General features: G+C 64.9%; 18 protein-coding genes. 8 read left to right on the top strand and 10 right to left on the bottom strand.

Going from position 1 to position 22,787, the window contains the following annotated elements:
* Window positions 1-20: 20 nt before the first annotated feature.
* Both ACX5I4_RS20885 and ACX5I4_RS20890 read left to right on the top strand, forming a co-directional pair.
* Entirely contained in the window at window positions 21-719 is a 699-nt protein-coding gene (locus tag ACX5I4_RS20885; RefSeq protein ID WP_461838366.1) for a ThuA domain-containing protein, read from the top strand.
* Window positions 704-1,843 (top strand): Gfo/Idh/MocA family protein, encoded by a 1,140-nt coding sequence (locus ACX5I4_RS20890; protein WP_461838367.1) that lies wholly within the window; start codon window positions 704-706, stop codon window positions 1,841-1,843. Before ACX5I4_RS20885 ends, ACX5I4_RS20890 begins: the two co-directional genes overlap by 16 nt.
* Here the strand turns inward: ACX5I4_RS20890 and ACX5I4_RS20895 are convergent.
* The 4 genes from ACX5I4_RS20895 to xylA form a co-directional block, all read right to left on the bottom strand.
* Window positions 1,825-3,039: an ROK family transcriptional regulator gene (locus tag ACX5I4_RS20895; protein WP_461838368.1), complete on the bottom strand. Its 1,215-nt coding sequence runs from the start codon at window positions 3,037-3,039 to the stop codon at window positions 1,825-1,827. The genes ACX5I4_RS20890 and ACX5I4_RS20895 overlap by 19 nt on opposite strands.
* 282 nt (window positions 3,040-3,321) lie before the next feature.
* Window positions 3,322-4,491 carry a Gfo/Idh/MocA family protein gene (locus ACX5I4_RS20900; RefSeq protein ID WP_461838369.1) on the bottom strand — a complete coding sequence of 390 codons (1,170 nt, stop codon included), beginning with the start codon at window positions 4,489-4,491 and terminating at the stop codon, window positions 3,322-3,324.
* Complete coding sequence (xylB, locus tag ACX5I4_RS20905) at window positions 4,466-5,968, bottom strand: xylulokinase (RefSeq protein WP_461838782.1); 1,503 nt, start codon at window positions 5,966-5,968, stop codon at window positions 4,466-4,468. Before xylB ends, ACX5I4_RS20900 begins: the two co-directional genes overlap by 26 nt.
* 4 nt (window positions 5,969-5,972) lie before the next feature.
* Entirely contained in the window at window positions 5,973-7,160 is a 1,188-nt protein-coding gene (gene xylA / locus ACX5I4_RS20910) for a xylose isomerase (protein WP_461838370.1), read from the bottom strand.
* Window positions 7,161-7,391: 231 nt separating this feature from the next.
* Between xylA and ACX5I4_RS20915 the strand changes: the two genes are divergently transcribed.
* The 3 genes from ACX5I4_RS20915 to ACX5I4_RS20925 all read left to right on the top strand — a co-directional run bounded on the left by ACX5I4_RS20915 (window position 7,392) and on the right by ACX5I4_RS20925 (window position 10,868).
* The gene (locus ACX5I4_RS20915) at window positions 7,392-8,657 is read left to right on the top strand and encodes an FAD-binding protein (protein WP_461838371.1); all 1,266 of its coding nucleotides are present in this window, start codon (window positions 7,392-7,394) and stop codon (window positions 8,655-8,657) included.
* 10 nt (window positions 8,658-8,667) lie between these two features.
* Window positions 8,668-9,873 carry an ROK family transcriptional regulator gene (locus tag ACX5I4_RS20920; protein WP_461838372.1) on the top strand — a complete coding sequence of 402 codons (1,206 nt, stop codon included), beginning with the start codon at window positions 8,668-8,670 and terminating at the stop codon, window positions 9,871-9,873.
* A 68-nt stretch (window positions 9,874-9,941) separates the two neighbouring features.
* The gene (locus ACX5I4_RS20925; protein ID WP_461838373.1) at window positions 9,942-10,868 is read left to right on the top strand and encodes an aldose 1-epimerase family protein; all 927 of its coding nucleotides are present in this window, start codon (window positions 9,942-9,944) and stop codon (window positions 10,866-10,868) included.
* Between the two features lie 85 nt (window positions 10,869-10,953).
* On the opposite strand, the gene ACX5I4_RS20930 is transcribed toward ACX5I4_RS20925, so the two are convergent.
* The 5 genes from ACX5I4_RS20930 to ACX5I4_RS20950 form a co-directional block, all read right to left on the bottom strand.
* The gene (locus tag ACX5I4_RS20930; protein WP_461838374.1) at window positions 10,954-12,141 is read right to left on the bottom strand and encodes a 4-hydroxybenzoate 3-monooxygenase; all 1,188 of its coding nucleotides are present in this window, start codon (window positions 12,139-12,141) and stop codon (window positions 10,954-10,956) included.
* A gap of 115 nt (window positions 12,142-12,256) precedes the next feature.
* The gene (locus tag ACX5I4_RS20935; RefSeq protein WP_461838375.1) at window positions 12,257-13,009 is read right to left on the bottom strand and encodes an IclR family transcriptional regulator; all 753 of its coding nucleotides are present in this window, start codon (window positions 13,007-13,009) and stop codon (window positions 12,257-12,259) included.
* Window positions 13,010-13,061: 52 nt separating this feature from the next.
* A complete protein-coding gene (locus ACX5I4_RS20940) occupies window positions 13,062-13,664 on the bottom strand; it encodes a hypothetical protein (RefSeq protein ID WP_461838376.1) in 603 nt (200 codons plus the stop codon).
* A gap of 111 nt (window positions 13,665-13,775) precedes the next feature.
* The gene (locus ACX5I4_RS20945) at window positions 13,776-14,546 is read right to left on the bottom strand and encodes a GAF and ANTAR domain-containing protein (RefSeq protein ID WP_461838783.1); all 771 of its coding nucleotides are present in this window, start codon (window positions 14,544-14,546) and stop codon (window positions 13,776-13,778) included.
* A gap of 68 nt (window positions 14,547-14,614) precedes the next feature.
* On the bottom strand, window positions 14,615-15,466 hold the full coding sequence (locus tag ACX5I4_RS20950; RefSeq protein ID WP_461838377.1) for a M55 family metallopeptidase: 852 nt from the start codon (window positions 15,464-15,466) through the stop codon (window positions 14,615-14,617).
* Between the two features lie 207 nt (window positions 15,467-15,673).
* On the opposite strand from ACX5I4_RS20950, the gene ACX5I4_RS20955 reads away from it, so the two are divergent.
* From ACX5I4_RS20955 to menC, 3 genes are read left to right on the top strand one after another with little or no spacing between them, the layout of a single operon-like run.
* On the top strand, window positions 15,674-19,063 hold the full coding sequence (locus ACX5I4_RS20955; RefSeq protein ID WP_461838378.1) for a serine hydrolase: 3,390 nt from the start codon (window positions 15,674-15,676) through the stop codon (window positions 19,061-19,063).
* Window positions 19,060-19,944, top strand: a complete 885-nt coding sequence (locus ACX5I4_RS20960) for a hypothetical protein (protein WP_461838379.1) — start codon at window positions 19,060-19,062, stop codon at window positions 19,942-19,944. Before ACX5I4_RS20955 ends, ACX5I4_RS20960 begins: the two co-directional genes overlap by 4 nt.
* Window positions 19,925-21,094: an o-succinylbenzoate synthase gene (menC, locus tag ACX5I4_RS20965; protein ID WP_461838380.1), complete on the top strand. Its 1,170-nt coding sequence runs from the start codon at window positions 19,925-19,927 to the stop codon at window positions 21,092-21,094. The genes ACX5I4_RS20960 and menC overlap by 20 nt, the downstream gene beginning before the upstream one ends.
* On the opposite strand, the gene ACX5I4_RS20970 is transcribed toward menC, so the two are convergent.
* Window positions 21,065-22,717: a PucR family transcriptional regulator gene (locus ACX5I4_RS20970; RefSeq protein ID WP_461838381.1), complete on the bottom strand. Its 1,653-nt coding sequence runs from the start codon at window positions 22,715-22,717 to the stop codon at window positions 21,065-21,067. The two genes, menC and ACX5I4_RS20970, sit on opposite strands and share 30 nt — an antisense overlap.
* Between the last annotated feature and the right edge of the window lie 70 nt (window positions 22,718-22,787).

A 22,787-nucleotide genomic window follows, 5' to 3' on the forward strand; every position in this document is an offset into this window, starting at 1 on the left:
ATTTCTAAGCAAAGGAAACCATGACTGACAAGAAGACCGCCCTGGTGGTCCGTGGCGGCTGGGATGGCCACCAGCCATTCGAGGCCACAGAACTCTTTATCCCGTTCCTCAAGGACAACGGCTATGACGTCCGGGTGGAGGAATCCCCCAAGGTATATGCCGATTCAGCATATATGTCCGGCGTGGACTTGATCGTGCAATGCGTGACCATGTCCACCATCGAGAAGGACGAGTTCGAGGGGCTCCGCACCGCCGTCGAAAACGGCACCGGACTTGCCGGCTGGCACGGCGGCATCGCCGATTCCTACCGGAACAACTCGGACTACCTGCACATGATCGGCGGCCAGTTCGCCTGCCACCCGGGCAAACATCCGGACGAACGCATCGGCGAGCAGTCGGACAACTACGTGCCGTACACCGTCAACATGCTCCCGGCCGCCGCCAGCCATCCCATCACGCAGGGGCTGAGCGACTTTGAGTTGGTCACCGAGCAGTACTGGGTCCTCTCGGACGACTACATCGACGTCCTCGCCACCACCACCCAGAAGGTCCGCGAATGGGACCCGTGGAACCGGGAGGTCACCTCCCCTGCGATCTGGACCCGGCAGTGGGCCGAAGGACGGATCTTCGTGTGCACCCCAGGACACAGGGTGGAAATCCTCCAGGACAGCAACGTCCGCACCATCATCGAAAGGGGCATGCTGTGGGCAAGCCGCTAGACACAGTCAAGCCAATCAAAGTAGGAATCATTGGGTGCGGCGCCATCATCGCCCAGTACCTCACAAACTTCCGCCGGCTGGACGCCATTGACCTGGTGGCTGTCGCGGACCTCGATGCCGCACGCGCGCAAGCGGTCGCCGATTCTTACGACGGCGTTCGCGCGGTGACCGTCGACGAGCTCCTGGCGGCCGACGACGTCGAGCTCGTCCTGAACCTCACCATTCCGGCTGCGCATGCGCCGATCGCTTTGAAGGCGATCGCCGCCGGCAAGAGTGTGTATGGGGAAAAACCGCTCGCCGCGACGACCGCCGAGGCACGGCAAGTGCTCGACGCGGCGCGGGAGGCCGGCGTCGTGGTCGGATGCGCTCCGGATACGGTGCTCGGTACCGGCATCCAGACCGCCCGCAAGGCAATCGACGACGGACTGATCGGCGCGCCGATCTCGGCCACGGCGACCATGGTCACCCCGGGTCACGAGCGCTGGCATCCCAATCCTGATTTCTACTACCTGCCCGGCGGCGGACCCCTGCTGGACATGGGCCCCTATTACGTGAGCGCGCTGGTCACGCTGCTGGGCCCGGTGGTCTCGGTCATTGGAGCCTCAAGCCACACGCGGAACACGCGCACCATTGGTTCGGGACCGCGCGAGGGCGAAGTGATCCCGGTGACCATCGATTCGCACGTGACCGGGGTCCTGGTGCATGCTTCGGGAGCATTGTCCACGCTTGTGATGAGCTTTGACGCTGTGAAAACCAAGTCGCCCAACATCGAGGTCCACGGCGCCACAGGGTCCCTCGTTGTTCCTGACCCGAACCACTTCGACGGCGACGTTGAGCTTTTCACGCTCGGCGCCGACTCCTGGCAGACGCTTCCGGTCTCGGCCGGCTACATCGATTCGGGCCGGGGCTTCGGCATTGCCGACCTCGCGGCAACCCCGGCCGGGGCCGAACCGCGGGCGGGAGGCCAGCTGGCGTTCCATGCGCTGGAGGTCATGGAATCCGTGTTGGCATCTGCCCGCAGTGGCTCAGCGGTGTCGATCGAAAGCACGGTTGCACGGCCGGAACTCGTGGAGCTGACCGCGTTGGCGGCTCCGGTCGCAGAGGTTCAGGGAATCAGCTCGTAGGCCTGGCCCAGAATTCTCCGGACTGAGGTGGCCGCGGCACCCCTGATGGCCCCCATCTGCCCCAGTCCGGAGAACGCCACGTTTCCTTCCGGGATCAGTCCCGGCGCGTAGTGGTCCAGACTCCGGCGCAGTGCGGGCGCGATCCACGCCTCAAGTGCCGCGAAGTGCCCGCCCAGCACGACCGAGGAAATGTTCGCCACCCGTGCCGTGGAGGCCACCGCGATTCCGAGGTATTGTCCGGCCTGTTCCACCGCTGAAACCGCGAGCTTGTCGCCGTCGGCAACGCGGCTCAGCAGGTGATCCATTTGCTTTGAAGTCGAACCCTGATGTATTCCTGCAGCAGAATATATGGCGTCCTGGCCCGCGAGGGTCTCAAGGCAACCGTGGCCGCCGCAGGCGCACAGCGGGCCGTCGGGATGCACCACCACATGCCCGATCTCACCGGCATGACCCTGGGGGCCGTCGAAGAGCTGGGAGGCCATGACCAGGCCGCCACCAACGCCCACTTCGCCGGAAATGTACAGGAAGTCCCGGAACCGATCCCTTGTACCGTGATCTGCGCCGTGGCCAAACCAGAGTTCCGCGAGCGCGGCGCTATTGGCCTCGTTCGAGAGGGTCACTCCGAAGGGGGCTTCGGGCAGGAGCCGGGGCAGCTCTTCGGAGAGCCCGACGTCGGCCCAGCCCAGGTTCGGTGCGGCCACCACCACGTTGTGTTCCGTATCCACCAATCCGGGCACCGTCAGTTCCCCGCCAAGAAGCTCGACGCCCGCGTCCGCCGCCTTTGCCGCTGCCCGCTGAGCCATGGCGACGAGGAGCGGCAGCATGTCGGAAGGCCGGCTCCCACGGTTGTGCCGTTCAAGGGTTTCGTGGAAGACCAGTTCCCCTGCGAAGTCCAGGACTCCCACCGCGAGGTAGTCCACATTGATTTCCGCGGCCAAAGCGCCGCGAGCCGGATTGAGGACAAGACCGGTTCCGGGCCGTCCCCGTTCTCCGTCGCGGGTGACACTTGTTTCCATGACCAGGCCGGACTCAAGCAGATCGGCTACCAGGCTCGAAACGGAGGCCTTCGTCAGGCCGCTTTCCGCGGCAAGCTGCGCGCGCGTGGCCCCGCTGTTCCCCTGGATCCCGGCGAGCACGAGTGCCAGGTTCTGCCTGCGGACATCGCCCACTCTTCCGGGCGACGACGTGGCGGGCATGTTTCCTCCAGAATCCTGTTTCGACAAGGTGATCTTCATCATCATTCAGGGTTCCGCGGTTCCGGGCCATTTGGACCGTGCCGTGCGGCCTGGCGACGATCCTGCGCCGGGGGCGGGGACGCGAGTCGCCCCCAAACGCAACGAGGCAGTCTCAGGCTACTTCGGAACATTCCCGTTTGGTCGTGTCAGCGCAGTTGGTCCACCTGGACGATCAAGTAAGAGGTCTTCTTTGAGAACCGTCCAGTCCGGACGCCCGTGAACTCGTTCTGGGCTAGCTTCCCGTCAACATGGAACACAACATTTAATGCGACAAACCGTATCGGCTGGCTCTGACAAAAAGTCATGCGAAGCCCCCGCCGTTGGTCCCCAGTCCCCCGGGTAGCTGATTCCCGCTTGGCTACGTGCTTCATCCAGGAGGGACATGGTGGTCAGGGTATCCGCCAACGGCATCGTGGGGCTCTCGAGCAGGCCCTGCTGCAGGCAGCGAATCACTTCGCGCAACTGGTACGTATAGCCATGGCCGACCGTAGCGAATTTCTCCACACGTTGCTCGCCGGAGCCGGAGGTGATGGTTAGCTCGCTTGGATTGAACAGCGGGGCGTTGCAGCGCAGCATCCCCTTCGTGCCGCATACGGTGGCCGTCTGCGGGGTGGCCGCGGTCAATGACGTCATGGCCTGGACCTGCGCCCCGGACGAGTAGGACAACGTCAGCGCGGTCTCGGAATCCACTCCGCCATCGGTGATGTGCGCCGTGGCGGCCAACGAGTCGGGGCGTCCCAGGCTAAACAGCGCCCACGTCAGCGGATACACACCCACATCCATCAGGGCGCCTCCGCCGTCCTCGCGCTTCCACAGCCGGGATTCCAGGTGGTGCGGCGCGGGAAATCCGAGATCAGCTTGCAGCCACCGGATCTCGCCGAGTTCGCCGGATGCGATGATTTCCGCCGCCCGTTGCACGCTGGGAAGGAAGCGGGTCCATACGGCTTCCATCAGGAACAGGCTTTTCTCCCGTGCCAGGCGGACCAGATCCACTGCTTCACGGGCGCTGATGGTCAACGGTTTCTCGCACAACACGTGCTTCCCTGCTTCGAGGGCAGCCCTCGTCACCGCATAGTGGCTCGTGTGCGGCGTTGCCACATAGACAACATCTACCGCAGGATCCTGGAGCAGACGCTGGTATCCCGGAAGCCCGCCGTCGTCGCCATAGGCGCCCTGGAAACCGTGCTCGGCGGCAAACGCCTCCGCGTTCTCCTGGGTCCGGGAACTCACGGACTGCAGGACGGCGTCGGGCAGGAGCGCGAGGTCCTGCACGACGGTCGACGCGATCCGTCCGGTGGAAATGACTCCCCACCGGACGGGATCGCCCGATGCAGGCACCGGGTCCTGGTTCAGGGAATCCAGAAGCGGTGTCCTGACGAGCAGCGGTTCAGTTGCCGGTGTCAACGCGGGCACTGGCCTTCCTGTAGTTCCGGCCGATCGAGGCCCGGAAATCCGGCTCGGGCGTGGCATCCACGGCAACCGGCCAGTCCGGACGGTGCCCTGCGAGCGCCCATGCCGCCTGCACCGCCGCGCCGCGGGCCACGTATTCGCCGGGGCTTGGAACCACAACGGGAAGGTCGAACACCTGCGCTGCAATCCGTTGCACGGCGGGATTCTGAACGGCACCTCCGATCAGCAGCAACCGCTCAGCGCGGCCACCTTGGGTACGCAGCGCCTCAAGGCCTCCGGCGAGCCCGCACAGCATGCCCTCGATGGCCGCCCGCGCTATGTTTGGGCGGGTGGTGGAGGCGATGCTGAGGCCGTGGAAACTAGCTTTTGCATGAGGCAGGTTGGGTGTCCGTTCCCCTTCGAAGTACGGCACCAGCACCACACCTCCCGCGCCAGGTTCGGCCTCCAAGGCGAGCCGGGAAAGCTCGTCGAAGTCGACGTCGAGCACTGCCGCAACAGAGCTGAGCACGCGGGCGGCATTCAGCGTCACCGCGATCGGCAAGTACTCCCCGCTGGCATCCGCGAAGCCCGCCACGGTCCCGCTCGCATCACGTCCGGGTGAAGAGTCGACGGCGAACACGGTGCCGCTGGTGCCCACGGACACGACGACGTCGCCGGGTTTGGCTCCAAGGCCCAATGCCGCGGCGGCATTGTCCCCCGCCCCGACACCGAGCAGGATCCCACCATCCAGCGTCTCGCCTGCGCTGATGCCGCCGAAACACGCCGGATGCACGCGGCCTGCGGTTTCGCCAGGGCCCAGCACGCGTGGAAGAACGACGACGCCGGGCGCCGCCGTCGCTGTCCCGCCCGAGGCTTCCCGCGCGTCTTGGCCGAACGCCAGCTTGAACAAGTCCAGATCGTAGCGTCCGGTCAGCGGGCTCCAGTAGCCGGTGCCGCTGGCATCCGAGCGGTCGGTGGTCAGCGCGTCCAGGTCCGGCCCCAACGGGCTGGAGCCCGCCGGGCCGTAACCGCGGAGACGCCATGTGAGCCAGTCGTGGGGGAGCGCGACGGCGGCCACCCTCGCCATGCTTTCTGGTTCCTGGTCCCTGACCCAGCGGATCTTCGTGATCGTGAACGAAGCCACAGGCACCAGCCCGGTCCGCCGGGCGAAGTCCTCCGCCCCTACTTCAGCGGTGAGATCCTCGGCGGAGCCGGCCGAGCGGGTGTCGTTCCACAGCAGCGCCGGCCGCACCACGTTGCCCTCGCGGTCCAGCAGCACCATGCCGTGCTGCTGGCCCCCGACGGACAGTGCGCTGACATCGGCCAGCCCGCCGGCGTCGTCGAACGCTGCGGACAGCGCCCGCCACCACTCGTCCGGATGGACTTCTGTTCCCTCCGGGTGGCTCGCCCGGCCCGAACGCACAGGCGCACCGCTTTCAGCGTCCAGGACCACCACTTTGCAGCTTTGAGTAGAGGAATCAACCCCGGTAACCAGCGTCATGAGATCAGCGCGCTCCGAGAAGGTGCTCAATGAAGAGCTGCTGGAGCTTGACGAATCCGAAGCCCTTGCCGCCGAAGTAGGCGTCGGCGTCGAAGTCCTCATAGGCGGACTTGTCGGCCCGCAGCTGCTCATAGCCTTCACCCGGGTTCAAGGTCGGCTCGTTGATTTCGGCCACCCGCGAAGCCTGGAGGGCTTCCTGGACCTCGGGGTCGGCGCGGAATGCCTTGGCGCGCTCCTTGAGCAACAGGTAGGTCTGCATGTTCGCGGCAGCCGAGTCCCACACGCCGTCGATGTCCTCGGTGCGGCTGGGCTTGTAGTCAAAGTGGCGCGGGCCCTGGTAGGACGGGCCGTCGGGACCGCCGTTTTCGAGCAGGTCCACAAGGGAGAAGGCGTTCTGCAGGTCACCGTGGCCGAATACCAGGTCCTGGTCGAACTTGATGCTGCGCTGGCCGTTGAGGTCGATGTGGAAGAGCTTTCCCTGGTACAGGGCCTGGGCGATACCGTGCGTGAAGTTCAGGCCGGCCATCTGCTCGTGGCCGGTCTCGGGGTTGATACCCACGAGCTCGGGGCGTTCCAGGGTTTCGATGAAGGCCAGGGCGTGGCCCAGGGTGGGGAGCAGGATGTCGCCGCGGGGTTCGTTCGGCTTCGGTTCGATGGCGAAGCGGATGTTGTAGCCCTTGTCCGTGACGTAGTCGCCCAGCAGGTTCACGGCCTCGCGGTAGCGTTCCAGCGCGCCGCGGATGTCCTTGGCAGCGTCGTATTCGCTGCCTTCACGGCCGCCCCACATGACGAAGGTTTCGGCGCCGAGTTCAGCGGCGAGATCGATGTTGTCCAGCACCTTGCGCAGGGCGAAGCGGCGGACGCCGCGGTCGTTGCTGGTGAAACCGCCGTCCTTGAAGACGGGGTGGCTGAACAGGTTGGTGGTAACCATGGGAACGATCATCCCCGTGGACTTGAGCGCTCCCTGCAACCGGTCGATTTCGCGCTGGCGATCGGCAGCCGAGCAGCCGAAGGGGAACAGGTCATTGTCGTGGAACGTGATGCCATAGGCGCCGAGGTCACTGAGCCGGTTGACGGCTTCCACGGCGTCCAGGGGAGGGCGGGTGGCCGAACCGAATTGGTCCTGCGCCTCCCATCCCACGGTCCAAAGGCCGAACGAGAACTTGTCTTCACGGGTGGGCTGAATCGTCATTGAGTGCTCCGGGTAGTTGAGGTGGGTTTGCCCGCTGGGGCTAATTGTTTCGCTATCCAACATATTATGGATTCCTGTGATGTCAACCACCTGCGCCAATAAAATTCCTTGGGAGGCCGCGCCGAAATTTCGCGAAAGTTCTGGTGTAGCGGCCAGCGCACTGTTATGTTGTTGTAAACATCAAATATGCCGGGCACCTCTGGCCCGGACCCCTGAACGAAGGATTCAACCGTGACTGATCAGCTGGTGGCCGAACGCAATTGGGCAGGAAACTACAGCTACCAGGCACCGCAGATCGCCCACCCCGCAAGCGTGGAGGAACTCCAGGCGCTGGTGGCAGGGTCCCGGCAGGTCCGGGCGCTGGGGTCCCGGCATTCGTTCAACTCCATCGCGGATACGGCCGGCACCCTCGTGGTGCTGGACCGGCTGGCCCCGGGGATCAGCGTAGATCGGGTGAACATGACCGTCACCGTGAGCGGTGGCACGCGGTACGGGACACTCGCGGCAGAACTCCAGCGTCAAGGTTTCGCCCTTCACAACCTGGCATCGCTCCCCCACATTTCCGTGGCCGGAGCTGTCGCCACTGCCACGCACGGCTCCGGGGACGCCAACGGCAACCTGGCCACCGCCGTCGCGGGCCTTGAACTGGTCACCGCGGACGGTAGCATTCTGAGTGCTCACCGCGGTGACACCGATTTTGACGGCATGGTGGTGGGGCTCGGCGCACTGGGCATCGTCACCAAGCTGACCCTGGACATCCAACCAAGCTTCGACGTCGCCCAGAGCGTCTTCGAAAACCTTAACTGGGACCTCGTCCTGGAAAACTTCGACCAGATAACCTCTTCTGCGTATAGCGTCAGCCTGTTCACCGATTGGAGCGGAGAGACCGTGGGGCAGGCGTGGCTCAAGCGACGCAGCAGCGATCCCGCGCCGGAAACGTCGGATTTCTTCGGCGGTACCCCAGCAACGGAAGCCCGGCATCCCCTTCCCGGCGTGTCCGGGAGCAACTGCACCCAGCAGCTTGGCGTCCCCGGGCCGTGGTCCGACAGGCTGGCCCATTTCAAGATGGAATTCACGCCGAGCCAGGGCGACGAGCTGCAAAGCGAATACCTCATCCCCCGGGAGCACGCCGTGGACGCGCTCCGCACCATGCGCAGGCTTTCCGACGTGGTGACTCCCCTGCTGCTGGTGGGCGAGATCCGCACAGTGGCTGCCGACCAGCTCTGGCTAAGCGCCAACTACGGCCGCGACGGCATCGGTTTGCACTTCACTTGGCGCCAGGACCAGCCAGCGGTCGAGGCTATCCTGCCGCTGCTGGAAGCGGAACTGGGCCCGTTCGCGGCGAGGCCGCACTGGGGCAAACTGTTCGACGCCGGTGCTGCCGCCGTCGCGCCCTTGTACCCCCGCTTTGGTGACTTCATCGCACTGGCAGGCCGCTTGGATCCGTCAGGAAAGTTCCGCAACGCTTTCCTGGACCGCACGGTGTTTGGCAGCTGATATTGTCGCGATGATGCCCTCCCCCACCCGAACTCCCGCCACCGCCAGCGAGCCCGATCCCTCGCGGCGAAACAACCTGGCGCTGCTGACCTCGCTTGTCCATCACAACGGCGTGCTCAGCCGCGCCCAGCTGACCAAACGCACCGGACTCAACCGGTCCACGGTAGGGACGCTGATTGGGCAACTCGTGTCCCTGGGACTCGTGTATGAAACGGCGCCGTCGGGTGAAGCCCAGGTGGGAAGGCCCAGCCCCAACGTCCATCCGATCCCGTCCATCGCTGCGCTGGCAGTGAACCCCGAGATCGACGCCGTCACCATAGGACTTGTCGGCCTCGGCGGGAAGGTCCAGAAAAAGATCCGTTTCGAGACCGAGCGGATCCCGACGGCCAGGGAAGCAGTGAACATTGCCGCCGCGGTCATCGCCGGCATGCGGTCCGAGCTGGACGCTTCGTACCGGATCACCGGTGTGGGCATCGCAGTGCCCGGGCTCGTCAACCGTGACAACGGCGTAGTGCGGCACGCCCCGCACCTGGGCTGGCGCAATGAACCGGTGGCCAGCATGCTTAGCGAGGCCACCGGCTACCCCTGCCACGCGGCCAATGACGCATCACTGGGCGCGGAGGGCGAGCTACTCTTCGGCGCCGGTGCAGGGCAGAAGAACCTGATCTTCCTCAACGGCGGCGCGAGCGGCATCGGTGGTGGAGTTATCGCTGACGGAGAATTGCTTCGCGGGGCATCGGGCTACGCCGGGGAACTCGGTCACACCTTTGTCCGCTCGTCCGGCAAGGCTTGCCACTGTGGCGCCACCGGTTGCCTTGAAACGGAAGTCTCCCAGTCACCGCTTTTTGAACTGGCAGGGTTGGGTGGCGGCGACGCCAGCCAACTCGAGCAAGCGCTTCGGGCGAACAGCAGCGAAGCTGTGGCCACCGAGGTGGCACGCCAGCTCGAGTATCTTGGCATTGCCCTTCGGAACGCCGTGAACATCTTCAACCCGGAAGCGATCGTCCTGGATGGCTTCCTTGGTGTCCTGCACACTCTGTCTCCCGGGACATTGGACAGCCTGCTCCGGTCCCAGGCCATGGACGGACCGGCTGGCCAAGTAAAGATCTACCGAGCTGCCCTCGGCTCCGACCTGATGATGATCGGAGCGGCAGAACTGGCGTTCACGCAATTCCTTGCTGATCCTGCCGGCGCCTTCCCTATCCCTACTCCTTAGTCAGGCCGACCATGCCGAATCAAGCCCCCTCCCTCAATCAAGCACCGCGTCACCGTGCGCCATCGCCCATGGGCGAACACTTCGAACTCACGGCTCGCATCGGCGGCCGCAGCCAGCGCGTTGTGGTGACGGAAGTCGCCGCAAGCTTACGGGAGCTCGACGTCGACGGCGTGGCCCTCGTTCAGGACTACCCTGCCGACGTCCAACCGCCGTGGTGCGCTGGCTGGGTCCTGGTCCCATGGCCCAACCGGGTGGCCGGAGGTACCTGGAGCTACAACGGCATCCCCCAGCAACTCGACATCACGGAACCGGACAACGGCAACGCCTTGCACGGACTGCTGACGCACACTCCATACGGGATCAGTGCGCGCACCGCGGACAGCATCACGCTCGACGCCGGGCTCTCCCCACAGCCGGGATACCCCTTTGAGCTGGCGACGTCGGTCCGCTATCAGCTCGTGGAGGACGGTCTGCTTGTCACGCATCGCCTGGAAAACACGGGCCACCGATCCGCGCCGGTCGCGCTCGGTGCACATCCTTTCCTCCGTCTGGGCAGCGTACCGACGGAGGAACTCACGCTCTACATCAACGCCGATACCCACATCGAGGTGGACGAACGCTTGAACCCGAGCGGAATCACCACGGACGTCAGCGGCACGCCGAGCGATTTCCGCACGGGCCAGCTGGTTGGCTCCGTGGACCTCGACGATGCATGGGCCGATGTCCGCCGGGAGGACGATGGCAGCTCACTGCACTATCTGGAGGCGCCCGACGGCAGCCAAGTTCAGCTGCTCATGGACGCCTCCTTCGGCTACGTCCAGGCATTCACCACGAACGAGTTCGCCACCGACCGCGGCATGGTGACCGCCGTCGCGGTTGAACCGATGACGGCCCCGGCCGACGCCTTCAACAGTGGCGAAGGCCTACGCTGGCTGGAACCCGGCGAGGTCTGGGAAGCCAGCTGGGGCATCCGGTACCTGACGACGCGCAAATAGCCAGCCGGTCCGGGGAATGCCTGACGACGCCGGAATACTCGCCGCGCCAGGCATCCAGGGTGGCGCCAGGCCGCTCGCGGCGGGACTACTTCGCCCCCGGCCATCCCGTGTACGACTCAGCCAAGTACGCACGGGCGTGCCGGGAAGAGACCACGGAGTGGAGTTCGCCCAGCTGGCGGGCACGGCCGAAGGCGTCCGAGCCGGGGACGGTGTGCAGCATGGACGTCATCCAGTAGGAGAAGTGCTGGGCCTTCCAGACGCGTTCCAAGGCGCGGTCGCTGTAGGACTCGAGCAGCGCGTCGGAACCGTTTGAGTAGAAGGACTCGAGGCCTTCGAAGAGCACTTTGACGTCGTGGAGAGCCAGGTTCAGCCCCTTGGCACCCGTCGGCGGGACGGTGTGGGCTGCGTCGCCGGCGAGGAACAGGTTCCCGTGGCGCATCGGGGTGTGGACGAAGCTGCGGAACGGCAGGACCATCTTTTCGAGGACCGGCCCCTCCTTGAGCTCAAAGCCGTTTCCGTTGACGCGCTTGCGGAATTCGGACCAGATGCGCTCGTCGTCCCAATCGTCCACGTTTTCCTTGGGGTCGCACTGGAAGTACATGCGCTGCACATTCTCGGTCCGTTGGCTGATCAGGGCGAAGCCGCTCTCGGAATTGGCGTAGATGAGTTCGTCTGAACTGCGCGGAGCCTGGGCGAGGATGCCGAACCAGGCGAACGGGTATTCGTGGAAGTACCACTTACGGTTCGCTTCCGGGACCTGGAAGCGGCAGTGGCTGCGGGAACCATCGGCACCCACCAGGAAGTCCGCTTGGATTTCGAATTCCTGGCCCTCGGCGTCGGTGAACCAGACTTTCGGCTTGCCTTCGAGGTTGTGGATAGTGGTGTCCGTGACGCTGTAGCGGATGTCGCCGTCGTCGCCATTTCGCCGTGCGGCGAGGTCGAGGAACACGTCGGTCTGCGGGTAGAGCCACACCGATTCCCCCACCAGCTCCTTGAAGTCGATGCGGTGGCTTTCGCCGTTGAACCGCAGTTCGATTCCGTCGTGCCGGTCGCCGTCGCGCAGCACGCGGTCGGAAACGCCGCTGTCCACGAGCAGGTTCACTGAGCCGTGTTCCAGGATTCCCGCACGGACTGTTTCGGCTATTTGCTGATGGCTGCGGACCTCGATGACGGTGGATTCGATCCCCGCTGTGGCCAGCAGGTGGGAGAGCATGAGGCCGGCCGGGCCTGCGCCCATGATGGCCACTTGGGTGGTGATGGTCTTGCGTGCCATGGTGTTCCTCGCTTCATTGCGGAACCGCGGCTGGAGGGCTGCGGTGGGTTCTGCTGATCAGTGTGACTCCCACCGCATGGTCGGTGTTAGACGAATTCCGTTCAACGGAAATTCGCTAAGCCTTCCGTTGTTCCCCAAGCTGACGCCCGATGCCGCGGGCCGCGGTCTGCAGCGCCGGGACCAGCGCCTGCAGGCGCATCTCAGCAAGCGGGACCACGACGCCGAGCGCCGCCACAGTGCGCCGCTTACCGTCCGCGACCGGTACCGCGATGCCCCACGTGTCCGGATCCACCACGCCCGCAAGTTGCGCGTACCCCTGCTGGGCGGTTTCGGCCAAAAGGTGACGGACGACGTCGGCCGTCACCTTTCCGGCAGGGTCCCTGAATTGCTTGAGGTACTCAGCCTGGTGCTCGCGTGGCTGGTTGGCCATCAGCGCGAGCCCGGCCGAGGAGATGTGAACGGGCATGCGGCCTGCCACACGGGCGCGGTTGGCCACGGATCCCCGGCGGGACAACCGCTCAACGAACAACGCCTCCCAGCCGTCCAGCACCGCGAGGTTCACGTTCTGGTTCAGGACCTGCTGGATGTCCTCCATGAACGGCAACGCGGCTTGCCGGAGGGCCAAAGTGGGTGAATTGCGGTTGACGAGTTCCCACAGCCGCAGGCCCAGGCGGACATTTCCGCCAGAGGCCAGTTCCAAGAGACCGTGATCGGCTAGTTGCCGGACCAAACGATGGGCGGTTGTGAGCGGCAAGCCGGCAGTGTCCGCGAGTTCGGAAAGCTGCAGGGACGTGGACCCTTCGGGGAAAGCTTCGATGATCCGGACGATGCGATCCACCACGGAATCACCGGACGCCGAGTTGGCCACGGAGCGCTTCCCACCTCCCTATGGATTCCATTGAATGGTGACGCGCTCCAGCTTACACGGGCTCGGCGGGACTGGCGGGCGCGCTTTCCGTGGGGGCCTTCCCAAGGGGATCCACCGCGGCATCGCAGGTCTTCCGCCGCGAGATTTCCATGCCAATAGCGTCGTAGTGCGCCAACACTACCGGAGAGGCAGATGCACCGGGCTGGTCCAGCAACCCAAAAGCGAAATCGCTGGCGGCCAGAAGTTCGTCATCGGAGTACTTGTCCAGCGGCCGGAATCCCCCGGCGTCGATCGAGGCTGCGAACTCGCCGGTGATCTCGACGAATTTCGTCCCCGCCGCGGCCTCGACGGGGACTGTGGCCGGCCGATCCATGAATTCCAGCGAAACTCCGGATCCGGTGGCAAGTCCTACTTCCGTGGCACCGCCGTCGATCGCGTTGAGGTCGTTACGGAGCCCCGCCAAGGCCTGCGATTCCACAAGCGCTGAGCGGGAAAAGTCCACTCTAATGTGGGAAGTGATGCCCATGCGTCGGATCCGGCGAACGATGTGGACGAGAGCGGGGCGGGAATCCTCGTTCAGGCTCCCCCGCACGTCTATCTCAACTGCATCCGTGGAAACATCGAACTTTACGAGGGCGTGCAATCTGCGGTCCATAGGTACTCCAAAAAAAGGGTGTCTATGGCCGGCTGCTCAACCTCAAGAAGCCTAGCCTCCGGCACCCTGTTGAGGCAACAGGCCCACGCGCCGCCTCACGAAAACCCCGACTCATCCCGCCCGGTTGTGTCCTTGGCGGTGGTCCGGTTCCTCGAAATGGGTCAGGGTGCCCGCCGCGTCGACCGAATCCACCAAGGACTTGGCGACATCGCGCAATTTCACGTTGCGGTTGCTTGAGGCATCTGTCAGGATCCGGACGGCGTCCTCCTGGCTGCAGCGGCTCTGTGCCATAACAACTCCCACGGCGATGTCGATGATCGTGCGGGACTCCATCGCAGCCCGGAGATTCCTGGCGCTGTCCGCGTGGAGTGCGAACCTGACGGCAAGACGCAAGGCCTGCGATACCTCGCGGGTGTACCCCCGGGCCCGCTCAGCGGCCCTCTCGTCGAACTTGTACGGGGCCTCCGAGTAGAGGTTGAGCGCGGCCTTCGCCTCTCCCTCGAGGTTGAAAGGCAATGACAGCACCGACCTCAGCCCGTAAGACGCAACGGCGGTCGCATAGTCAGGGCCCCAGCGATCCTCTTCCAGAAGATCCGGAACGTGGACTTCCCGCTCCTCTTCGGCGGCCGTCAGGCAGGGACCTTGTGCCAAGGAATACTGGATCTCGTCCACTTTGCGCGCCACATCACTGCTCCACCCAACCGTGACTGCCTTGCGCTCGCGCAGCAGCGTGATCCCACAAAGCGCGTCATCGCCGTCGCCCGCCATCTGGTGGGCCGAAAACCGTGCCAGTTCATTGAGGAAGTCCTCGAAATCGGCACTCTCCAGGATCAGGTTCTGGATTTGGTCAATGGTGGTGGGGGCAGAATCTGCAGGGAGCATGGCGCGTTCTCCAGGTGAATATGCTGATGGGGGCATGCGGAAATAATAAGTCCCCTTACATACTCTGGCTAGCGCCGCATGAAGAGCGCTGTCTTCGCGTACATGGCGCTCGCCGCAAGTTCATAGAACACGACGATCAGTCCGAGCACTTGGCCAGCATCCGCTACCGTGCATTCGACCGAGCGGTCGCTCGTGCGTCGCGCACCCGGAATCGACATCGCAAGCTCAGCGGCGCTTGCCGTCGGCATATCCACAGCAACCGTGAACTGCTTTGGCAGTTCCGAAACTGTGAGAGTTGCCGCGTTACGCACGACGCGCGCCGCGGCTTCGCGAATGGCGTCGCGAGCCACCGAAGGCGCAACCGATGCTGTGGAAGTGTAACCGTGCGCGGCTTTGACCTCGACTACCTCGACCCCCGGGAACTGCTCCCGAGCGATACGGCAGATCACGTCATCGCCGCTGACGAGCCCGACTGGTACACCGAGTGAACTCGCGTACATGGCGTTGACCTCGGCCTCCGAGACCACCGCTCCGTTCACCCGCACCTCCGTGAAGTGGCTCGAAAAGGTGTGCGCAAGTACCCCGTATTCTCCTGCGGGGGCGTGGTAGCCGATGAACAAGGCGACGTCGCAATCCGCGGTGAGTCCCTCGGCCATGCACTGTGCCTTCGGACTGCCGAACACGACAATGGCCCGAGGGTCGAGAAGCTCGTGAATCAGGTTGTCCATGGTGCCGTGCGAATCGTTGATGACAACCTCGTCCGCACCCCCGTCGAAGGCACCCGCGATTGCGGCGTTCGCCTCGAGCGTCATCAATTCTTGCGCACGTGGATAGCCATAGCCGCCGCGGACGACCTGGTCAAACGTCGCGACGCCGGCGACGCCCTCCATGTCGATCGAGATGAATGTCTTGACGCTCACGAGCTCTCCTTCGAATGTGGGGCGCGCAGACGGGGACTGCGCTTACAGAACCTCAGTATTGCAATGGCACACCTAGCCGCGCCTGAGTCAGAGCAACCAAACAAGGCCTAAGCATTGTGCGATCGGACGAAGTGCGGGGGCGGTGGAGCGTCGATTGTAGAGGGACAAGACACCAATGGACTCACCGCCACGAGAAGGGGAATCACCGTGACGAGCAACACCTTTACGAACCGCCCGCTTGAGCCCGAAGATATCGCGCGCTTCGTTGTGCCAGCGGAGACCGCCATCTCGCCAGATGGCAAGCTCGTGGTCTTCACACGCACGGAAACCGTGAACGGCAGGGCGCACAGCTCACTCTGGGCGGTCAGCGACGGCTCCGAGGCTCGCCCTCTGACGAGCGGCCCGGCCGATTCCGCGCCGCAATTCGTTCCCGATGGCTCCGCAGTTCTATTCCTGCGAGCATCCGCTGGACCAGCCCAGGTGTATCTACTGCCGATCGGAGGCGGCGAAGCCCGGGCACTTAGCCGCACCGCCGATTTCCCCCGGGGTGTTACGGCTGCGCGCGTCAGTCCAGACGGCCTCCGCCTCGCCATCACCGCACCAGTTTCGCGCAACGAAACGGTATCCGCGGTGGAAGAGCCGATCGTGATCGACAGGCTCGGCTTCAAGACCGATGGGGTCGGATGGAACGGCGCCGTTCGACTGCACCTCTTTGTGGGTGAGATCGCATCCGGCCGAGTGCGACGACTCAGCGACGGCGACTGGAATGCGAGCGAGGCAAACTGGTCGCCCGACGGCCTGCTGATCGCCTTCACGGCCGCCATCGAACCTGGCAGTGACGTCGATTGGACGAGCGGCGCCTACGTGCTCGAAGTCGACGCCAAAATGCCGCTGCCGCGCCGCATCGGCCAGGCCAACAGCCTCAGCGGGGCACTCGCATGGTCACCGGATGGTGGCTCCGTGATCGCGGTCGGGAATCCCGCCCCGCGCATCGGGAATGCCGAGCTCCTTCGTCTTTACGTCGGCACGGATGCGACCGACGCCTCGTTGGCTGCGCCGCTCGACCGCAATGTCATGGCTGGTTTTCCGGGCTACCCAGGTGGGCGCCCAACGTTTCGTGCCGACGGCTCCGAGGTCCTCTACTGTCTACGAGACCGCGGCTGGACGCAGCTACACGCGGTCACCCCCGATGGCACGAGCTCGCGGGTACTGGTCGCGGGGCCCCACCAGGTGGTGTCTGCCCTGTCTGTTGCGTCTGCTTCCGCACATGTCGCGTTCGTGCTCACGACTCAGCAGAGCTTGGGTGAGGTCGCGACGCTGGACCTGACGACGGGCGTTCTCACGGTGCTCACGAGCTTGCGCGAGAGCACCCTCGCCGGCATCGAGCTGTTCGAGGCCGAAGAACGCGAGTTCACAATCACGGATGGCACGCGCGTTCATGGCTGGTTGCTCTCGGCCCCGGAGACGGATGGCGCGGCGCCCCTGCTGCTCGACATTCACGGCGGCCCACACAACGCCTGGAGCGGTGTCGCTGACGCCGTTCATGTTTACCACCAGGTCTTGGCGGCGAAGGGCTGGCGCATCCTTATGGTGAACCCACGCGGCTCGGATGGGTACGGGGACGCCTTCTACCGGGCGGTAAACGCGGGATGGGGCACCGCTGATGAACGCGACTTTCTCGAGCCGATCGACACGCTCGTTGCCGAGGGCCTCGCCGACCCCGATCGACTCGCCGTGACCGGTTACAGCTATGGAGGCCTCGGCACCTGTGCGCTCACGGCGGCGACCACGCGATTTGCCGCGGCCGTCGCCGGTGGCCTGATCTGCAACTTCTCCAGCATGGCGGCCGACGGCGAGCACGCCGCGTACTTCTCAGAAATGAGCACCGGGGTTGCGCCGCTCGGCCACTACCGCGAGCTTCTCGATGCCTCGCCGATCGCTCGCGTCACCAATGTCACGACGCCGACTCTCATTCTGCACGGAGCCGAGGACGCATCCTGCCCCGTCGGGCAGGCAGAGGAATGGTTCAAGGCCCTTCGCCTCGCCGAGGTACCGGCTCGCCTTGTTGTCTACCCGGGCGGGAGCCACTTGTTCATCCTGGACGGCCCGATCGAGTATCGCATCGACTATAGCCGCCGTCTCATCGAGTGGCTCGAAAGCCACGCGCGGCCCGTCTCGCGCGCGCGGCCGCGCGGTCTCACGGCCGTCGGTCAAGGTGCCAGCTTCTGGCGCCGTCGCCTGGACGTCCTTCGCACGCGCTACGGGGTCACGGCTGCGCAGTTCGGTATCGTACGGCTCAACGAGAACGGCACCCCGATCGAGTGCACCACGGCGAGCTCGGGAGTACTCGACGTCGGCTCTGGCGTATCCACGACGGACGACGCGCTTTTCCAGATTGGCTCGATCACCAAGGTTTGGACAACGGTCCTGATCATGCAACTCGTCGACGAGGGGCGCCTGGACCTGGATGCGCCGGTGCAGAGCATTCTGCCCGATTTCGCCCTCGCGGATCACGCCACCGCTGCCGCCGTCACCGTGCGGCACCTGCTGATTCACACGAGCGGCATCGATGGGGACCTCTTCACAGACACCGGCCCCGGCGACGACTGCGTCGAGCGCTACGTCGAGTCACTGAAGAGTGCCAGGCAGGTGCACCCGATCGACGAGCGTTTCTCGTACTGCAACGCGGGCTTCGTCGTCGCGGGACGGATCATCGAGGTGCTGCGAGGCTCCACCTGGGACGCGGCGCTACGCAAGCACATCATCGCGCCCATGGGACTCGAACACACGATCACCCTGACCTCGGATGCCCCACGCTTCGCCACCGCAACAGGGCACTCTGGTTTCGGCGATGCGGCCCAGCCGGTTTCGACCTGGTCGATCACACGGTCCATGGGGCCAGCTGGCCTGATCACGGCGAGCATCGGCGACCTGCTCAGCTTCGCCCAGACCGCGCTCCGTGGTGGTGTCGCTCCCAACGGCACACGCATACTCTCCGCCGAATCGGCCAGGGCCATGCTCGAGGAGCAGGTGAGCCTGCGCGCAGTGTCGCCCGCGACCGTTGGCTGGGGGCTCGGTTGGTTCCTCGAAGACTGGAAGGGAACATTCGTCTACGGCCACGATGGTGGCACCATCGGCCAACGGGCCTATCTGCGGGTCTTCCCGGAGGACGGTTTCGCGCTCGCGCTGCTGACCACGGGAGGCCAACCGGATGGTCTGTACCGGGAATTATTCGGCGACGCCGCTAGTGCCGTCTCGGCGGCGCAGATTCCGGATGCCTTGCAGGTGGACTCGAACGGCGCGTCCGACGCGCTTGCCGGAGAGACTGCTTGGAAACCGGTTAGCTACGCCTCCGGCGGAGCGGCGCTCACTTTCGAGAACGGCGAGAATGGTCCGCAGCTCACAATGCGCGAACTCACCGACATACTGCAGGACGGCGCGGAGCCCAAGGCAACCACTCTCAAGCTTGTCCCCGCTACCCAGCCCGGGGTCTTGCTCTTCACCGCGCCCGACTCCGCGGGCTGGGCACAATTCCGTCCGCTTGAGAAGGGCGCCTATCTCGGTTACCGCTACATGCCGCACGGTGATGCCTCGTGATCAGTGGTTTGCTCACGAGCGAGGCCAGTCGCGACAAGATCGCCTCACTTGCCGAGGCCGAGGCTGACGCACTAGCTGTAGCCAGCGGGGTCAACATTCGCACCCTGCACGACCCAGCCGAAATGGAGCTGGCGTCTGCTCTTCTCGCGACGATCTGGAAGGCCGAGGGAAACGAGCCGCACATCGATCCGGGCCTTCTTGTCGCGCTCGCCCACGCGCACAACTACGTGGCGGGCGCTTACCGCGGCGCGGAACTGATTGCCGTGTGCGTCGGGTTCTTCCACCCGCCGCCCGACCGGGCGCTGCACTCACACATCGCGGGCGTCGTCGGCGGGAGCGACGGGGCCGGGGTCGGCAAGGCGCTCAAACACCATGAGCGGGCCTGGTGCCTTCGCCGCGGGACCGACACCATGACGTGGACCTTTGACCCGCTCATTGCGCGCAACGCCTACTTCAACATTCACCGGCTCGGGACAGCCGCAGTGGAATACTTGCCCAATTTCTATGGAGCGATGACCGACAGCATAAACCGCGGCCAGGACAGTGACCGGATGCTACTGGTCTGGGATCTGCTGCGGGAGCCCGGCGCCCGCATTGCGGCGGGCACGCCGGAACCGGAGGCCTGTGTCCTGTACAACGACGACGGTCTGCCGCGTCTCTCCCTCCACTCCCTGGGCTCGGCGCAGCGCGTCCGGGTCGAGATCCCCTCCGACATCGAAACGATGCGGATCGAGCATCCCGATCGGGCCGCTTGCTGGCGCTCCGCGCTCCGTGACGCGCTCGCAACACTCATGAACGACGGTTGGCAAGTCACCGACTTCGCCCGCCGAGGCCACTACAGTCTCGAAAGGACCCCCACACGTGCGCATTCTCAGCATTGACCTCATCGATATCACCCTGCCCCTTGTCTCGCCATTCACCACCTCGTTCAGCACCCAAACCTCGCGCGCACCGCTGCTCGTCAAGGTGACGGCCGAGCACAATGGCCGTGAGGTGACCGGTTGGGGCGAGTGCGTGGTTCTCGACGAGCCCGTTTACTCGCCTGAGTACCTCGATAGTGCGCGCGAGGTGTTGCAGCGCTTCCTGATTCCGGCGCTCTACGCCTGGCAGGATACGGGCAAGGCGCTCACCGCCGAGCTTGTCGGCCACGTGCTTGAGCACTTTGTTGGCCACCGCATGGCGAAGGCCGCGCTCGAGATGGCGATCCTCGATGCCCAGCTGCGGGCGACCGATGTCTCCTTCGCCTCCTATTTCGGCGCGACAGTCGACGCGGTCCCGTCCGGCGTTTCGGTCGGAATCCAGAAGTCAATCCCGGAGCTGCTTTCTGCGGTAGGCGACTATGTCGACCAGGGTTACGTGCGCATCAAGCTCAAGATTCAGCAGGGCTGGGACATCGAGCCTGTCCGTGCAGTGCGCGAGCGCTTTGGCGATATCCCGTTGCAGGTGGACGCGAATACCGCCTACCGGCTCGTCGACGCCCCGCACTTGCGCAAGCTCGACCCTTTCAACTTGCTGCTGATCGAGCAGCCGCTTGCTGAGGACGATCTGCGTCAGCATGCCCTCCTCGCCCGTGAAATCTCGACACCGATGTGCCTGGACGAGTCGATTGTCTCTGCCGCCTCTGCCGCCGACGCCATCGCCATGGGAGCCGCCGCAATTATCAACATTAAGCCCGGACGCGTTGGCGGATACCTCGAAGCCAAACGCATTCACGACATCGCCGTTGCCAATGGGGTCGCTGTGTGGTGCGGCGGGATGCTCGAGACCGGCCTCGGCCGCGCGGCAAATGCGGCACTCGCCGGCCTGCCCGGATTCACCTTGCCCGGAGACATCTCGGCATCCGACCGCTTCTACAAGCAGGACATCACCGAACCCTTCCGCATCGAAGACGGCCAGATCCGGATCCCGAACGGCGCGGGCATTGGCGTCGAGCCGATCCCTGCGGTGCTCGCCGAGGCGACGACACGGACCGTGACGGTCGCCCCGCGGCGAGCTCAGACGCTACGGCGAGCGATCGCCGTCGGTAAGTAGGCGCAACTGGATCATGGCTGCGAAGCGTGCTTCCGGGTCGTTCAGGTCGATCTGTCCTATGGCGGAGAGCCTGCGTAGGCGATAGCGGAAGGTGTTCGGGTGGGTGTACACGAGAGCGGACGCCGCGGCGACGTCGCCGAAGGCATCCAGCCAAGCGCGGAGAGTTTCAACAAGTTGTGCGTTGCGTACCCGGTCGTACTCAAGCAGCCGCGCGACCGGGCCGCTCGGGCGGTCGCCGCGGGCGGCGGCAAGATCTCCGAGTTCGACGAGAAGCGCCTCAACCTGCACATCGTCGAAGATCACGACCTGCGCGTGCGACTTACCGAGTTGAAGCACGCGCAGGGCGCGATCCGCGCTGACGCGGGAAGCGGGGAGTGCCGAATGGTCGTCCGCGATTGTGCCGATACCAAGCAGCAAGCGCCGGTCGCCCCCGATGCGCGCGAGGAATTCGTTGGCAACTCGTGCGGTGCGCCGGTCGGCATCCGCTTGATCCGGGCGAACGCTGACCACACCGTAGACGATGTTGCCGATGAGAGCGGCGGCGGAGCGGGGGTATACCGCGCCCAGGTGCATCGAGAGGGCGTCGGCGATGCGTTGCCGTGCGGCGAGAACGCGCGCATGTGCGGCCCCGCCTTCCTCGTCCTCTTCGGAATCCGCGGCAGCGAGCGCAAGTACAACACAGCGGTGACCGGTGAGGCGCAGCTGTGACGCGGCATCGGCCGCGCCCGAGCCGCCCTCAAGCACCGTGGCAAGTAGATCGGCCCGCAGCCTGCGCTCGACGTCTGCGCCGGCGCGTATGCGCAGCATATGGAGCGCGACGAGCTTCGCGGCATCCTTGAGCGCCCCGATCCGATCTTTCGGCATTGGTTCGCGCACCGCAACCCAGATGGAGCCGAGAATCTCGTCGCCCGCACGCACGGCGAGCGCCACACGAGGGTAGGAGGCCACTTCGGCGTCGACATCGACGGGGGCGACCTGGATGGGGTCGGTGCTGCGGTACAGCTCGCGGAACACGCCGCGCTGTTCCAACTGGCGCATGTAGCGCTCGGGAACCTGACGGCCGAGAATTGTCTCGACGCGGGCGGGATCGGCTTCGTCCTGCTTGCCGGAGAAGGCGACGACTCGGGAGTTGCGGTCCTCGATCGTGACGGGCGCATTGAGAAGCGTCGAAATTGCATTGGCGAGCGAGAAGAGGTCACCGGCGGGCATTCCACCGAGGCCTTGTGGTCCGCTCTCGCCGACATCGCCTTCCGCGATGAGCGAGCGCAACATAGAAGTGAGTTGGGCCCAGGATGCACCGCGGGTCAGCGCGAGCACGGGAATGCCGGTTTCCTCGGACGCGCGTATGATCGCCGGGCCTGCATTCACTGGCGCCCGGAGCACGAGGCCGGCAGCGTCTTGCGTGGCGAGTGTTGTGAGCAGCTCGACGATCTCCTCGGTCTCGCGCATTCCAACGCCGAGCACGAGCGCACCGTGTGAGGGGATCGCATCGTCGAGGGAGTCGTGGATGATCACAGTCTCGATCGGCTTTTGACCCTCCGCGTTTCCGCAGACGAGTTCAAGAAGGGTCGTTCCGAGGTCTTCGAGCACCCGGCCAAGGCTTGAGCGCGGCTGCGTCGTCATTGACATAAGCACGCCTCCGACACTACGGGCAGACGGTACGACTCGACATTGTTGCGCACGACGAAATCGT

The sequence above is a fragment of the Arthrobacter sp. MMS24-S77 genome, from assembly GCF_054888235.1.